The organism is Muricoccus harenae, assembly GCF_009848505.1.
Taxonomy (GTDB): domain Bacteria; phylum Pseudomonadota; class Alphaproteobacteria; order Acetobacterales; family Acetobacteraceae; genus Roseomonas; species Roseomonas harenae.
Window position 1 is genome coordinate 307,532 of the sequence record NZ_WWDL01000001.1, and the last position, 13,103, is coordinate 320,634.

A 13,103-nucleotide genomic window follows, 5' to 3' on the forward strand; every position below is an offset into this window, starting at 1 on the left:
GAAAGGCCGGGGAGGATTTCTTTTCCCCAGCCCTTTTGCTTTCAGCGCCCTGCGAGCACCCGGTCTACCATCCGCGGCGCGAGCCCGAGGTAATTCGCCGGATCGCAGCGTGCCTCGACGCCCTCGCGCCCGCCAAGCGCCTCCACTACCTCCGGCACTTCGATCAGCGCCTCGGCGAGCGTGCGCCCCGAAGTGATCGCCGCGCGGCATGCGTCATAGACCACGTCATGCGCATGTTGGCGGCCGAGCGCGGGGGCCGCGGCCATCATCACCGCCTCCGCCACGATCAGCCCGCCGGTCATGTCGAGATTGGAGCGCATCCGCGCGGCATCGACAGTGAGGCCGGAGAGGGCGAATTTCGCCTGCTCCAGGCAGCCGGCGGCGAGGATGAAGCTCTCCGGCAGGGCCAGCCATTCCAGGTGCCAGGGGCCGGTCGCGCGCTCGAAATCCTGCACCATGCCGTCCAGCATCAGCGCCACCTGCTGCCGCACCGCCTTTGCCGTCGCCAGCATCAGCTCCGAGGAAATCGGGTTGCGCTTCTGCGGCATGGTGGAGGAAGCGCCGCGCCCTTTCACGAAGGGCTCCATCACCTCGCCGCCGAACTCGCTCGACATCATCAGCATCATGTCGGTCGCGATCTTCGCGAGGCTGCCGGTGACCAGGCCAAGGAAGGACACCGCCTCCACCAGCCCATCGCGCGCGACATGCCAGGTGATCGGCGGCTGGTGCAGGCCCAACTCCTCGCAGAAGGCCTGCTGCACGCGGAACCCATCCTCGCCGAGGGAGGCGAGGGTGCCGGCGGCGCCGGCGAACTGCCCCATCAGCGCGCGCGGGCGCAATTGCTCCAGCCGCTCCGCATGGCGGTCCATGGCGGAGAGCCAGATGGCGACCTTGTAGCCAAAGGTGATGGGCAGGGCCTGCTGCAGATGAGTGCGCCCGGCCATGGGCGTGTCGCGGTGCTTTGCGGCCAGCGCGGCCAGGATGCCGCGCAGCGCCTCGATATCCGCCGCCACCAGATCCAGCGCGGCGCGGAGCTGGAGGACATTGGCCGTGTCCATGATGTCCTGCGTCGTCGCGCCCCAATGGACGTAGCGTCCGGCTTCGCCGGCTGCCTCCGCCAACTGGTGCACGAGCGCGAGGATCGGATAGCCGACATTCTCCGTCTCGCGCCGCATCCGCTCCCAGTCGATCGCGATTCCATCCGCCGCGCGGGCAATGGCATCGGCGGCCTCGGGCGGAATGACGCCGCAGCGCGCCTCGGCGCGGGCAAGCGCCACCTCCACCTCCAGGTAGCGGCCGACGAGGGCTTCGTCGGCGAAGACGGCGCGCATGGCGGCCGTACCGAACATGTCGCGGAACAGGAGGGAATCGAGCGGGGTGCTGGGCATGCGGGCTCCGGGGCGGTCGTTCGATCTGGGCTTTATTCGGGCTGCACGCCGGCGGCCTGCATCACGCCGCGCCAGCGATCGACCTCGGCGGCGAGGAAGCTGCGGGCGCCGGCCTGGTCGGTCCGCGGCATCGGCACGTTGCCGAGTTCCGCCAGCTTCGTGACGAAGGCGGGATCGGCCAGCACGCGCGCCGTCTCGTCATGCAGCCGACCGAGGATGGGCTGCGGCGTGCCGGCGGGGGCGAGCAGCATGTTCCAGGTCGACATCCGGAAATCGGCCAGTTCTGGGATGCCGCTTTCGCGCACCGTCGGCAGGTCCGGCAGGAAGGGCACGCGCTCGGCGGAGGTGATCGCGAGTGGGCGCACCATGCCGCCGCGGATGCTGCCCAGCGCGGTGGTGGAGGTGTCGTTCACCAGCGTCAGCGTGCCCGAGATCAGGTCGGTCATCGCCGGGGCTACGCCGCGATAGACGATGTGGTTCATGCGCGTCTTCGTCAGCGACAGGATCTGCACCTGCGAAACATGCGCCGCCGAGCCGTTGCCGGCAGAACCGTAGTCATAGTGGTCCGGCCGCGCGCGCACGGCCTCGATCAGCTCGCGCAGGGAGCGGAAAGGTGAATCCGCGCGCACCAGCAGCACCACCGGCCCTTCCATCAGCGTGCTGACCGGCGCGAAATCCCCCAGCGTATCGAAGGGCATGCGGCGGTAGAGCGACGGATTGATGGAGTGAGAGAGGTTGTTGAACAGCAGCGTGTAGCCGTCCTTCGGCGCTTTCGCGACGACATCGGCCCCGATGCTCGATCCGGCGCCGGTGCGGTTCTCCACCAGCACGCGGGCATTCATCTGCTTGCCCAGTGCCTCGGCGAAGACACGGCCGAGCGTGTCGGTTGGGCCGCCTGCGGCGAAGGGCAGGATCAGCCGGACCGGGCGGTCCGGATAGGCGCCCTGAGCCAGGACGGCGGGCGCCCCGACGGCGGATAGGAGCGATACTGCAGCCAGGAGGGAACGGCGCGTGGCAGGCATGGATCTCTCCCAATGGTTCGGATTTATTTACATGGTACGAACCAATTGCGCCGCTTGCCCCGCCTTGTCAACGCGTGTGCGGTGCCTACCCTGGCGGTCTTCCATGTCCCACTCCCCATCCTCGCCCCGCTACGCCGCCCTGGCCCGTGAGATCGCGGGAGAGATCGCCCGGGGCATCCACCCCGTGGGCAGCCGCCTGCCGACCGAGCTGGAACTCTCCGCCGAGCGCGGGGTGAGCCGCGCCACCGTGCGCTCGGCCTTACTGCGCCTGGAGGAGCTGGGTCTCGTCTCCCGCCGCCGTCGCGACGGCACGCGCGTGACAGCAGCGCAGCCGGAGGGCCGACCGGGCGCCTATTTCCAGTCGCTGAATGGGGTCGACGATCTGCTGCAATATGCGGCCGAGGCCACCCGCCGCGTGCTGCATGTGCGTGAGGTGGTGGCGGATGACACGCTGGCTGCGCAATTCGGCTTGCGGCCCGGCAGCCGCTGGCTGCATGCCCAGAGCCTGCGCGTGCCGCCCACCGGGGAGGGGCCGCCACTCTGCTGGACGGATATCTATGCGGATGCGGATTCGGCGCCGCCGGACCTGGCGCGCCGTCTGCGAGACGGCAGCTGCCGCAGTCTGGTCGCGATCGCGGTGGCCGAGGCTTCGGGGCGCCCGATCGAGGAAGTGCGGCAGGAGCTTCGCGCCGCCGGCATTCCCGCGGGGCCGGTCGCCCAGGCCTTGCAGGCGGAGGCGGGCAGCCACGCGCTGGCGATCCTACGCCGCTACCTGGATCCCGCAGGCGCACCGCTGGCGGTGAGCCTCAGCCTCCATCCGGCGGATCGCTTTGCCTATGTGACCCGCCTGCGGCGACGCCCAGCAGCTGCAGAATAAGGGGGCTTCAGCCCCCGCCTTGGCCTGGGCCGATCAGCCTTCCGTCCGCATCAGCGGCACACGCACCCGCATGTCGTGGTGCTGCAGCAGCGTGTCGAGCAAGGCGCCCAGGGCCCGAGCCTGATCCGCCGAAAGCGGCTCCAGCAGCCGGCGGCGCGCGCGCTCGGCAGCGGGGCCGATGGCTTCGAGCAACGCCTCGCCCTGTGGGGTGAGGGTGAGGACGCGCCGGCGCCGGTCGGTCTCGTGCCGGCTTCGCCGCAGCAGGTCCCGCGCCTCCAGCAGCCCTACGACCATGCCGGTGGTGGAGCGGTCCAGCCCCAGCGCCTGGGCCACGCCGATCTGGTCCATTCCCGGCCGCTCCCGCAGCGCCACCAGGATGCCGTACTGGGTCGTCGTCACCTCGAAGGCCCGGCATTCCTCGGCGAAGACCGAAAGCGAAATCTGATGCGCGCGGCGCAGCTTGAAGCCAGGGCGCGCATAAAGGCTGGCCAGCGCCTCAGGCAGGGAGGTCGCCGGCACGGGTTCGGGGCCCGGGATGGTGGCCTGGTCGCTCAGCGGCGGATCCTCGTGCGGAGACGCATCCAATGCAGGAAATCGCTCCGCTCTTCCAGCCTGAAGCCTTGCCAGCCTGAAGCCTTGCCAGCCTGAAGCCTTGCCAGCCTGAAGCCTTGCCAGCCTGAAGCCTTGCCAGCCTAAAGCCTTGGCAACCTGAAGCCTTGGCAACCCGAAGCCCTGGACTAGCCCGCGGTGATCTTCGCCTCACGGATCACCGTCGCCCAGCGCGCATAGTCCCGCGCCACGAGCTGGCCGAAGGCTTCCGGCGTGGTGGGAGTGGGCGTCATGCCCTGAGCCTTCAGCGCCTCAGCGGTGGCGGGCTCGGCCAGCCAGGTGTTGAGCTCGGCGTTCAGCCTGCGCACCAGCGGCTCCGGCAGGCCGGCCGGGCCGAGAAGCCCATACCAGAGATCGGCCTGCACGCCGGGGAAGCCAGCCTCCGCCAGGGTCGGGACATCGGGGGCGGAAGCGGCGCGCGTCTCGCTGCCCACCGCCAGCATCCGGATCTGTCCGGCCTGGACCAGGGGCAGGGCGGTGTGCACGGGCAGGAACATCGCCGCCACGCGCTTGCCCAGCAGGTCCTGGATGGCCGGCGCCGAGCCGCGATAGGGAATATGGGTCAGCTCCACCTTCGCGGTCATGGCGAAGAGCGCCATGCCGAGATGCTGCGGCGTGCCGTTGCCGGGGGAGGCGTAGTCGACCACGGTGGGGCGGGCGCGGGCGAGTTCCGCGAAGGCGCGGGCGTCCCGCGCCGGCACGTCCGGGTTCACCACCAGCGCCAGGTCGCCGCGCGTCAGCAGGGCGATGGGCGCGAAGCCCTTCACCGGGTCATAGGGAACCTGCTGGAAGAGGCTGGCATTCATGACGAAGGTATTGGGCTGCATCATCAGCATGCGCCCGTCCGGTGCTGCCCGTGCCACGGCCTGGGTGCCGATCAACCCGCTGGCGCCCGCGCGGTTGTCCACCACCACCGGCTGGCCGAGGCGTGGCTGGAGATAGGGGCTGGCCAGGCGGGCGAGAATGTCGGGCCCCGTGCCGGCCGTATAGGGAACCACGATGGTGATAGGGCCATCGGGCATCGGGGCCGTGGCCGGCTGGGCCCTGCTGCGGCCCGCAAGGAAGGGGAGGGCGGCGAGCACGGCAAGCCCGCGGCGCGGAATGGCGTGGAGGCGCACGGACGTTTCCTGTTCTCGTTGCGTGTGACGCTTCAGCCTCGCCCTATCGTAAGACGTCTGTCAATATCCCGGACGTCCTACGTCTAGGCCGCACCCGGCCGTGATCAGGCGCTGGAGCTGGTTCCCCAGCCGCGCGCCCGCCGCCGGCGCCCGATCACCAGCGCCGCGACCGCCGCGATGGTGAGGAACAGGACCATCAGCAGCGGCGGCTCCGAGAAGCCCTCGGGCCAGAAATAGGGGATCCCCGTCAGCATCAGGAGGAAGATGCCGATGGCGATCAGCGGTCGGGTCATGATGTCGCCTTCTCAGCCCAGATGGGCCGACAGGAAGGCGAGTGCCCTCTCCTCGGCCAATGCGGTGGCGGCGGGATTGTAGCTCGCCCGGTCCTCGCAGGCGAAGCCATGTCCCGCACCCGGATAGACATGGATCTCCACTTTTGGTTGCGCCTGCCGCACCAGCTCGACATCAGAGAGAGGAATACCCTTGTCCTCCGCGCCGAAATGGAGCTGCACGGGGCAGTTCGGCGTCTCGGTGCGGGTGCCTGCGATGCCGCCGCCGTAATAGCCGACCGCCGTCCTGAAGCTGTGCGAGCGGGTCGCGCCCCACCAGGCGATGGTACCGCCCCAGCAATAACCGATGATGGCCCGGGCCGCGCCGGCCGGCAGGGCCTTCGCCGCCGCCTCGATGTCCAACATCACCGCATCGTCGGCGACCTGCTTGCGCAACGCCATGCCGCGCTCGCGGTCCTCGGCCTCATAGCCAAGCTCCACGCCGCGCTCGGCACGATCGAACAGCGCAGGTGTGATCACGGCCCAGCCGAGACTGCCGAGATGGTCCGAAAGCCGCTTCATATGGGGGTTCACCCCGAAGATCTCCTGCACCACCACCAGGGCGCGCTTCGCATCGGCAGGGCCGGTGCGCCAGGCCGAAAGGCGGTGGCCATCGGCGGCGGTCAACTCGATCTGCATGGATGGCTCCGATGAATCCCCGGCGTTATCCTGGAGGGATGGCCGAGATCGTCAACCTGAACCGGGCCCGGAAGGCCCGGGACCGCGCCGCCGCGGAGGCGAAGGCCGCGACGAACCGCGCCGCCCATGGCCGGACCAGGGCGGAGCGGGCGAAGGACGAGGCGGCGAAGGCGCAGCGTGATGCCCTGCTGGACGGGGCGCGGCTTGATGATGCGCCGGAGGTTCCGCCGGGGGACCCGCCGCCCCGCTGAGGACGGCCGGAGCCCCGGCGCGAGCCCTCAGCCCGACTTCTTCTCGACCATGGTGCGGACCTCGTCCATCGCCTCGGAGAAGCGCCGGTTCAGCACCGTCAGCGCCTCGGCATTCGACTTCTGGATGAGGTCCGCCAGCTCCTTCATGTTGCCGACGGCCCGCTCATAGGCGGACTTCACCATCTCGGCCTGCTTCACGGCGCGGTCCTGCGGATCGGAGCCGGTGGCGGCGCTGCGCACTGCATCCGTCATCTCGGTCATGGATTGCTGCAGGATTTCCATGTGGCGGCGGGCGATGGCCTGCGCACCCTCGAGCGCGACGCGATTGGCCGCCGACAAGGCTTCCAGGTTGCGCCGCTGGGCGGCGGCCAGCGCCTCCACATCCAGCATCGGCAATCTCATCTCGGACAGGAGGCGCATGGGGTCCATCTCCGGCGGAAGGGTGGGGCGGTCGGACATTGCATCCTCCTTTGTGGATTGTGGCCATCCTGACGTTACCTGACCACAGGCTGCAAGGATGGTGACGCTTCCGCGTCGGATCCAGCGCCCCTTCGCGCGGCGGAGGGCCCGTTGCTAGGATTGAGGCGGGAAACACAAGAATGGAGAGCGCCACGATGCGTCGCCGTATCCTCATGACCGCCGCTGCCACGGCCCCCGCCGTCCCCGCCATGCTCAGCCCGGCGGCGGCCCAGGCGCCGGGCCAGACGCCGACCGCCGGAAAGACCTATGTGCTGCTGCATGGCGCCTGGCATGGCGGCTGGTGCTGGTCGCGAGTGGCCGACCGGCTGCGCGCCCAGGGCCACCGCGTCTTCACCCCGACCCAAACTGGCCTGGGCGAGCGCAAGCATCTGCTCTCCCGCGACATCACCCTCGAGACCTTCGTTACCGATCTCGTAAACATGATCGAGGCGGAGGAGCTGAACGACATCATCCTGGTCGGCCATTCCTTCGGCGGCAGCGGTATCTCCGGCGCCGCCGACCGTATCCCGGACCGTATCCGGCACCTTGTCTACCTCGATGCGCTGATGCTGGAAGGCGGGCAGAGCCCCTTCGGGAACCTGCCGGCGGAGGTCGTCGCGGCCCGGCGCAAGCTGATCCAGGAGCAGGGGGGCGGCGTGGCCATCCCGGCGCCGCCGGCCACCGCCTTCGGCATTCCGGAAGGCAGTGCCGATGCCGCCTGGGTGGCGCGCCGGCTGGTTCCGCATCCGGCTGGCACCTATGAAAGCCCGCTGCCGATCCGGAACCCGGTCGGCAATGGCAGGCCCTGCACCTACATTGCCTGCGTCGACCCGATCTATCCGGCCCTTGAGGCTTCGCGCCAATGGGTGCGCAAGCAGCGCGGCTGGAACTGGCAGGAGATCCGCACCGGGCACGACGCCATGGTGACGGCGCCCGAGGAACTCACGCGCATGCTGGCCGCGATCGGCTGAGCGGGGCCGGCGGGGGACTGCCCTGCCGAGCTCAGGCGATGGGTAGGTCGCCGACGTCGCCGATCGTGCGCGGCCGCTTGGGCGTGGGCGGTTCACCTGCATCCTCGGGATCGAGTGCACCAGGTGGGGTAGGCACGCCCGGCGAGGGCACGGCCGGCGGCAGGGGCTCCGGCCCGCCGTCCTGCCCGGCCGGGGCCGAGGCATCGGCCATCATGATCCCGGTATCCGCCAGCGGCGGGTCGACCACGTCCGACGGCCGGGAATCGGCGCCCTCCACCGGGCCAGGCGGCTGCGGCTCATCCTCCGCCAGGCGCAGGGTGCGGGCGACCCTCTCGGCGCGGTCGAGAGCGCGGTCCAGCGCGGCCATGGTCGGGCCGAGGTCGACGCTCTCGTCATCCTCCCAGGCGCGGGCGACGGAAATCCACACGCCGGTGAGGCCCTGCACGCGCAGCCCGCCGGCGAGCCCCGCGGTGGAAACGCCCGCGCCTTCCAGCGTCCAGGCCATCGAGGCCATCAGGATGGGGGAGAGGAGCAGGGCGGAAAGCGGATCGCGCCGCAGGTCCCGCTGCATGCGCAGGATGCCCTCGCGATGCGGGGCCAAGGCGTCGAAGCGGCGCATCATCAGGTCGAAGACCCGGTCCCGCGCGCTGCCGAAGCCGGATTGGCCGGGTACCGTGCCCTCCAGCACCGCCTGATCCACGGCGCGGGCATGGGCACGCAGCAGCGCAACCGGGGTGGGGTAGCGCCCGCGCAGGTCGCTCAGGCTCTCGCCGCTTTCGGCCGCTATGCGGGCGAAGGTGGTGCCATGCCAGCCATGCTGGGCCACGACGCGCCAGAAGGCGTCGAATAGGGCTGGGGAGGGGGCGTCGCGCATGTCCATTACCCTGCAAGATGGCCCATCCTTCATGCGGATCAACCACGCGACCTGCCCCGTTCGCATCCGGCGAGAGCCGCCGCGATCGCGCCGCCCTGAACCAGCGCGACCGCGAGGAACATCGGCGCCGCGCCCCCCGCCTCCCGCAGCAGCCCGAAGACGAGCGGAGCGAAGGCGTAGCTCGCCTGCCCGCAGGCCGTGACCAGCGCCACGACCCGCGCCGTGTCCTCCGGCGCGAAATCCGCCTGGGTGATCAGCGGCGGCAGGGAAGTGGCGTTGCCCACGCCGGAGCCGAGCAGCACGATCCCGAGCAGCAGCCCCCAGACCTCACCGCCTGCCAGCATGAGGAGGAGGATGCCCAGAATCTGCACCGCGATTCCCCCTGCCGCGAGGGTACGGCGATCGGCGCCGGGGCGCATCAGCCGGCCCATGATGGTCCGCCCGATGATCGCGGATGCAGTGAGCAGCCCGGCCGCCAAGCCGGCGACCTGCGTCCCCAGCACCGGCACCATCAGGGAGAAGAGATGCGCGATCACCCCCACCTGGGCGAAGAGGGTGAGGGAGGCGAGCAGCACCAGGGTGACGAAGCGCCGCTCCCGCCAGGGCGAGGCAAGGGGTGGTGCCGCCGCCCGTGGGGCGCTGGCCGCCTCCGCCGCGCCGCCATCCGGCGCCTGCCCCATCCCCGCCGGGCTGCGCCCGAGCACCCGCCCGGCGAGCAGCCAGACGCTGCCCGCCATCACCGTGCCGACCACGACCGCCGCCCCGGGAAAGCCCAGCGCGGCGATGAGGCCGACCCAGATGGGCGGGAGGAGGATGCCGCCGATGCTGGCGCCGTTGAAGGCGGCCGAGAGCGCCGCCGGCCGGCGCCGGATGAACCAGGGCGAGACCATCGCATTGATTGCCGCCGCGCCAGTGGCCGCCCAGCCCGGCCCGGTCAGCAGAGTGGCGGCGAAAAGGAGGAGCGGCGAATCGGCCAGGGCCCAGAGCAACGCACCGAAGGCGGAGGCGAGGGCACCAGCCCGCGTCACCGCTACCAGCCCGAACCGGGCGTGCAGCGCCGCTAGCCGCGCCACCACCACGGCGCCGATCAGGAAATGGACCGTGACCGCCGCCGAGACGAGGCCGACCGACCAGCCGCGTTGCTCATGCACCGTCTGCAAGAACACGGGCGGGCCGTAAAAGCCGAAGCCCCAGCCGAAAACGGCCACGGTGAAGGCCGCCCAGACCACTCGCCATCCATAGAAACCCGACCCGCCGCGCATTCGTCCATCCGCCATGCCAGAGGCGTGCCGGATGCCCCGTTTGCCCTGGTCGGTGCTTCGGCCCCGGCCGAAGGATCGGGGGTTGCTAAACCGCCAGTTCGCGGGATCGCTTCGTGGCGGCGTCGATGGCCTGGGAGACGAGGGAGGGCCAGGCCCTTTCGGCCATCAGCACGGCCAGGGCCTGCTCCGTCGTGCCCTTGGGGGAGGTGACGTTCTTGCGCAGCACCGCCGCATCTTCCGTGCTGCGCCCGAGCAGCGCACCCGAGCCGGTGACGGTGGCGCGGGCCATGCGGCGGGCCAGGTCGGGTGGCACGCCCTGCTCCAGCGCCGCCTTCTCCAGCAGCTCGGCCAACAGGAACACATAGGCGGGACCGCCACCGGAAATTGCGGTGACCGGGTCGATCAGGCTTTCCGCATCCACCCAGGCGACCTCCCCGGTCGCGGTGAGAAGACGGTCGGCCAGCGCCTGCTGGTCGGCGGAGACGCTGCGGCCGGCGCAGGCGACGGTGAAGCCCTGGCCGATGGCGGCGGGCGTGTTGGGCATGGCGCGCACCACCGCGGCGCCGCCCAGCATACCGTCCAGCCCGGAGATGGTCTTGCCCGCCATGATCGAGACGAAAAGCGCGCCGCCCTGTGCGAAGCGGCGATAGGCGGGAAGGGCAGCCTCGACCTGCTGTGGCTTGACGGCGAGGACCACCGCCTGGGGCGTGAAGCCCGGCGGGATGGATTCGTCGTCCGGCACCACCTCCAAGCGGCCAGTGACGACTTCGTGAGCGAAGGCTTCGGTGGAGGGAAGGTGCGGCTCGACCACCACGGCGCGGGAGAGGCCGCGCTCGAGCCAGCCGGAGAGAAGCGCACCCCCCATCTTGCCGCATCCGACCAGCAGCACGGGCGGCAGAATTTCAGCGGACATGGGCGCTCCCTCGACACTTGGCACGACCCCCGCCAAGGCGGCGGGGGTGCGCAAGGTTTCAGGCTTCGCCGACGCAGTCCAGCATGGCCGCCGCCAGCGCCTCGGCGGGTGGCTTGCCGCCCCAGAGAACGAACTGGAAGGCGGGGAAGAAGCGCTCGCACTCGGTGATGGCAATGTCCACCATGTCCTCGAGGCTCTCGACGCTGGCGGCGCGGGCGCCGCGCAGCAGGACGGCATGCCGGAAGACGGGGATGCCTTCCTCGCCCTCCAGCCCGAAATGGCCGATCCAGAGCTTCTCATTCGCCAGGGCGAGCAGTTCGTGCAGCTTGGCGCGGGCGGTGGCCGGCACCTTCATGTCGAAGGCGCAGGTGAAGTGCATGGCGCTGATTTCGTTAGACCAAGCGAAGTGCAGTCCGTAGTCGCACCATTTGCCGGGAGCCTCGGCGGCGATTTCTCCATCGGAGCGCCGGTCGAAGGCCCATTCGTTGGCTGCCACGATCTGCTCGACGACGTCGAGCGGATTGGCAGCCCTGTCCCGGTCGGCAGCGAGGGTGGCTGACATGGCGTCACCTCCTATCCCGAGACGGGCAGCCCCCGAGTCTGGTATCGAATCGGCCGGGTCAGCCCCAACAGGTTGATACTGCGATGCCGAACGCACCGGCAAGGCCGAAGGCTTCATGCATCCAGGCGCGGCGTGTCATCTACGCCGCGCTGTGTCCTGGATGCCTATTCGCCCTGGGTAACGCCCGGCTCGGTGACGCCCGGCTGAGTGACGCGCGGCTGAGTGACGCCCGGCGATCCGCCCTCCGGCACGGTCCCGGTGGTGCCCATGGGGGTGGAGGGGCCGCTGCCGGCGCCGGCCTCGAAGGGCGTGGCGGGGGGCATGGCATCCATCCGCGCCTCCAGCGCGGCCACACGGGCGGCCAGGGATTCCGCCTCCTCACGCGCACGGCGGGCGACTTCGAGCGCCGCGTCCAGCTCCTCACGCTTCACCAGGTTTAAGCGCACGGTCAGCGCCTCCACCTGGGCCTGGACGGCACTCTCGATCTCCGCCCGGGCCCCGGCGAGCACCGAAAAGGCGCCGCCAGCGACACCGGCCAAGTCGTCGAAGAACTTCCCGCGGCCGGCGCCGAAGCCACCCTGTCCGAAACCGCCGAAGCCGAAGGGGCCGCCGGCCGAGCCGCCCTGGGAGCCCCCCGAGGAGCCGCTGCCCTGGGATCCCCCCTGGGGACCCGAAGAACCCTGCCCACCTTCCTGCATGCTCGCCTCCAGTCGAATCGTCCCACCAACATGGTCCTGCGGGCCCGCCGGGCGTAGCCCCCGGGGTGCTTTTCCGCCGCCGTGCCTCACCGGCCCGGCATTTCCCGCCCGGGACGATCCGCCCTATATCCGCCCGCGCCTCCGAACGCTGCAAAGGCCGCGCATGCACTTCCCCACCGGCGGCGCCGGCCGCCAAGGCGCCAACCCCGTCACCTTCCTCCTGTGTGGCCTCCTATGTGGCGTGGCGGCGATCAGCGGTCCCAGCGCCCCAGACGGGGCCCGTGAGCCCCGCGATAGGATGGGCGAGGGAATGCACAAATGATCCCGGCGCTCGTTTTTCCCGCCTTCGATCCGGTGGCCATCGCCATCGGGCCCTTCGTCGTGCGCTGGTACGCGCTGGCCTATATCGCCGGCATCGTCATCGCCTGGCAGGTGGCGCGCCGTCTCGTGCTGCGAGCCCCCGCCGCCGGCACGCAGGAACAAGTGGACGATTTCGTCACCTGGGCGACGCTGGGCGTCATCCTCGGCGGCCGGCTGGGCTATGTGCTGTTCTACCGGCCCGACATCATCTGGAACGCGCCCTGGGAGATCGCCTATCTCTGGCATGGCGGCATGTCCTTCCATGGCGGCGCGGCGGGGGTGATCCTGGCGCTGGCTTGGTTCACCCACCGCAACCGGATCCCCCTCCTCCTGTTCTCCGACCGGATCACGAGCGTGGTCCCGGTTGGCCTCGGTCTCGGGCGCATCGCCAACTTCATCAACGGGGAGCTGTGGGGGCGCACCACGGATGTGCCCTGGGGGATGGTCTTCCCCAATGCCGGCCCGGAGCCGCGGCATCCCTCGCAGCTCTATCAGGCGGCGATGGAGGGGCTGATCCTCCTCGTCATCCTGCAATGGATCATCCGCACGCCAAGCCTCCGTGCGCGGCCCGGCTTCACCTCGGGCGCCTTCCTGGCGGGCTATGGCGTGGCGCGGATCATTGGCGAGTTCTTCCGCCAGCCCGACGCGCAGCTCGGCTTCCTCTTCGCCGGGGCGACCATGGGGCAGCTTCTCTCGATCCCGATGGTGCTGGTGGGGATCTGGCTGATGGCGCGTAGCAGGCGCGTGGCCGAGACTTCTGCCGCGTGAGCA

General features: G+C 70.4%; 16 protein-coding genes. 4 read left to right on the forward strand and 12 right to left on the reverse strand.

Translation table 11 applies throughout. The features are described from left to right. Positions 1-41 precede the first annotated feature (41 nt). Both GSE44_RS01375 and GSE44_RS01380 read right to left on the reverse strand, forming a co-directional pair. Positions 42-1,388, reverse strand: a complete 1,347-nt coding sequence (locus GSE44_RS01375; RefSeq protein WP_159346497.1) for a class-II fumarase/aspartase family protein — start codon at positions 1,386-1,388, stop codon at positions 42-44. Positions 1,389-1,420: 32 nt separating this feature from the next. Next, a complete protein-coding gene (locus GSE44_RS01380) occupies positions 1,421-2,410 on the reverse strand; it encodes a Bug family tripartite tricarboxylate transporter substrate binding protein (RefSeq protein WP_159346499.1) in 990 nt (329 codons plus the stop codon). Positions 2,411-2,513: 103 nt separating this feature from the next. Between GSE44_RS01380 and GSE44_RS01385 the strand changes: the two genes are divergently transcribed. Continuing rightward, the gene (locus tag GSE44_RS01385; protein WP_159346501.1) at positions 2,514-3,287 is read left to right on the forward strand and encodes a GntR family transcriptional regulator; all 774 of its coding nucleotides are present in this window, start codon (positions 2,514-2,516) and stop codon (positions 3,285-3,287) included. Positions 3,288-3,320: 33 nt separating this feature from the next. On the opposite strand, the gene GSE44_RS01390 is transcribed toward GSE44_RS01385, so the two are convergent. From GSE44_RS01390 to GSE44_RS01405, 4 genes are all read right to left on the reverse strand, one after another. Then, a complete protein-coding gene (locus tag GSE44_RS01390; protein WP_159346504.1) occupies positions 3,321-3,872 on the reverse strand; it encodes a MarR family winged helix-turn-helix transcriptional regulator in 552 nt (183 codons plus the stop codon). A 152-nt stretch (positions 3,873-4,024) separates the two neighbouring features. Further along, positions 4,025-5,014: a Bug family tripartite tricarboxylate transporter substrate binding protein gene (locus tag GSE44_RS01395; RefSeq protein ID WP_201305873.1), complete on the reverse strand. Its 990-nt coding sequence runs from the start codon at positions 5,012-5,014 to the stop codon at positions 4,025-4,027. Positions 5,015-5,118: 104 nt separating this feature from the next. Next, a complete protein-coding gene (locus tag GSE44_RS01400; protein WP_159346505.1) occupies positions 5,119-5,307 on the reverse strand; it encodes a hypothetical protein in 189 nt (62 codons plus the stop codon). 12 nt (positions 5,308-5,319) lie between these two features. Further along, a complete protein-coding gene (locus tag GSE44_RS01405) occupies positions 5,320-5,982 on the reverse strand; it encodes a dienelactone hydrolase family protein (RefSeq protein ID WP_159346507.1) in 663 nt (220 codons plus the stop codon). 11 nt (positions 5,983-5,993) lie between these two features. On the opposite strand from GSE44_RS01405, the gene GSE44_RS01410 reads away from it, so the two are divergent. After that, positions 5,994-6,233: a DUF4169 family protein gene (locus tag GSE44_RS01410; RefSeq protein ID WP_328799049.1), complete on the forward strand. Its 240-nt coding sequence runs from the start codon at positions 5,994-5,996 to the stop codon at positions 6,231-6,233. A gap of 27 nt (positions 6,234-6,260) precedes the next feature. On the opposite strand, the gene GSE44_RS01415 is transcribed toward GSE44_RS01410, so the two are convergent. Beyond that, positions 6,261-6,692 carry a phasin family protein gene (locus GSE44_RS01415; RefSeq protein ID WP_159346509.1) on the reverse strand — a complete coding sequence of 144 codons (432 nt, stop codon included), beginning with the start codon at positions 6,690-6,692 and terminating at the stop codon, positions 6,261-6,263. A 155-nt stretch (positions 6,693-6,847) separates the two neighbouring features. On the opposite strand from GSE44_RS01415, the gene GSE44_RS01420 reads away from it, so the two are divergent. Beyond that, positions 6,848-7,663 (forward strand): alpha/beta fold hydrolase, encoded by an 816-nt coding sequence (locus GSE44_RS01420; protein ID WP_201305874.1) that lies wholly within the window; start codon positions 6,848-6,850, stop codon positions 7,661-7,663. Between the two features lie 31 nt (positions 7,664-7,694). Here GSE44_RS01420 and GSE44_RS01425 read toward each other — a convergent pair whose 3' ends face one another. The 5 genes from GSE44_RS01425 to GSE44_RS01445 form a co-directional block, all read right to left on the reverse strand. Next, on the reverse strand, positions 7,695-8,537 hold the full coding sequence (locus tag GSE44_RS01425) for an ICP22 family protein (RefSeq protein ID WP_201305875.1): 843 nt from the start codon (positions 8,535-8,537) through the stop codon (positions 7,695-7,697). 38 nt (positions 8,538-8,575) lie between these two features. Beyond that, positions 8,576-9,814, reverse strand: coding sequence for an MFS transporter (locus GSE44_RS01430; protein ID WP_201305876.1), 1,239 nt, complete (start codon positions 9,812-9,814; stop codon positions 8,576-8,578). Positions 9,815-9,884: 70 nt separating this feature from the next. Continuing rightward, positions 9,885-10,712 (reverse strand): pyrroline-5-carboxylate reductase, encoded by an 828-nt coding sequence (proC, locus tag GSE44_RS01435; protein ID WP_159346511.1) that lies wholly within the window; start codon positions 10,710-10,712, stop codon positions 9,885-9,887. 58 nt (positions 10,713-10,770) lie between these two features. Continuing rightward, on the reverse strand, positions 10,771-11,274 hold the full coding sequence (locus GSE44_RS01440) for a type III secretion system chaperone family protein (protein WP_159346513.1): 504 nt from the start codon (positions 11,272-11,274) through the stop codon (positions 10,771-10,773). A 164-nt stretch (positions 11,275-11,438) separates the two neighbouring features. Then, on the reverse strand, positions 11,439-11,972 hold the full coding sequence (locus GSE44_RS01445) for an accessory factor UbiK family protein (protein WP_201305877.1): 534 nt from the start codon (positions 11,970-11,972) through the stop codon (positions 11,439-11,441). Positions 11,973-12,290: 318 nt separating this feature from the next. On the opposite strand from GSE44_RS01445, the gene lgt reads away from it, so the two are divergent. Continuing rightward, positions 12,291-13,100: a prolipoprotein diacylglyceryl transferase gene (gene lgt / locus GSE44_RS01450; RefSeq protein WP_159346515.1), complete on the forward strand. Its 810-nt coding sequence runs from the start codon at positions 12,291-12,293 to the stop codon at positions 13,098-13,100. Positions 13,101-13,103 lie beyond the last annotated feature (3 nt).

Excerpts from the sequence above, each read along its gene's own strand:
- GSE44_RS01445 (WP_201305877.1), bottom strand. The coding sequence starts at position 11,972 with ATGCAGGAAGGTGGGCAGGGTTCTTCGGGTCCCCAGGGGGGATCCCAG.
- GSE44_RS01385 (WP_159346501.1), top strand. The coding sequence starts at position 2,514 with ATGTCCCACTCCCCATCCTCGCCCCGCTACGCCGCCCTGGCCCGTGAG.
- GSE44_RS01405 (WP_159346507.1), bottom strand. The coding sequence starts at position 5,982 with ATGCAGATCGAGTTGACCGCCGCCGATGGCCACCGCCTTTCGGCCTGG.
- GSE44_RS01430 (WP_201305876.1), bottom strand. The coding sequence starts at position 9,814 with ATGGCGGATGGACGAATGCGCGGCGGGTCGGGTTTCTATGGATGGCGA.
- lgt (WP_159346515.1), top strand. The coding sequence starts at position 12,291 with ATGATCCCGGCGCTCGTTTTTCCCGCCTTCGATCCGGTGGCCATCGCC.
- GSE44_RS01415 (WP_159346509.1), bottom strand. The coding sequence starts at position 6,692 with ATGTCCGACCGCCCCACCCTTCCGCCGGAGATGGACCCCATGCGCCTC.
- GSE44_RS01380 (WP_159346499.1), bottom strand. The coding sequence starts at position 2,410 with ATGCCTGCCACGCGCCGTTCCCTCCTGGCTGCAGTATCGCTCCTATCC.
- GSE44_RS01410 (WP_328799049.1), top strand. The coding sequence starts at position 5,994 with ATGAATCCCCGGCGTTATCCTGGAGGGATGGCCGAGATCGTCAACCTG.
- proC (WP_159346511.1), bottom strand. The coding sequence starts at position 10,712 with ATGTCCGCTGAAATTCTGCCGCCCGTGCTGCTGGTCGGATGCGGCAAG.
- GSE44_RS01400 (WP_159346505.1), bottom strand. The coding sequence starts at position 5,307 with ATGACCCGACCGCTGATCGCCATCGGCATCTTCCTCCTGATGCTGACG.
- GSE44_RS01375 (WP_159346497.1), bottom strand. The coding sequence starts at position 1,388 with ATGCCCAGCACCCCGCTCGATTCCCTCCTGTTCCGCGACATGTTCGGT.
- GSE44_RS01440 (WP_159346513.1), bottom strand. The coding sequence starts at position 11,274 with ATGTCAGCCACCCTCGCTGCCGACCGGGACAGGGCTGCCAATCCGCTC.
- GSE44_RS01425 (WP_201305875.1), bottom strand. The coding sequence starts at position 8,537 with ATGCGCGACGCCCCCTCCCCAGCCCTATTCGACGCCTTCTGGCGCGTC.
- GSE44_RS01420 (WP_201305874.1), top strand. The coding sequence starts at position 6,848 with ATGCGTCGCCGTATCCTCATGACCGCCGCTGCCACGGCCCCCGCCGTC.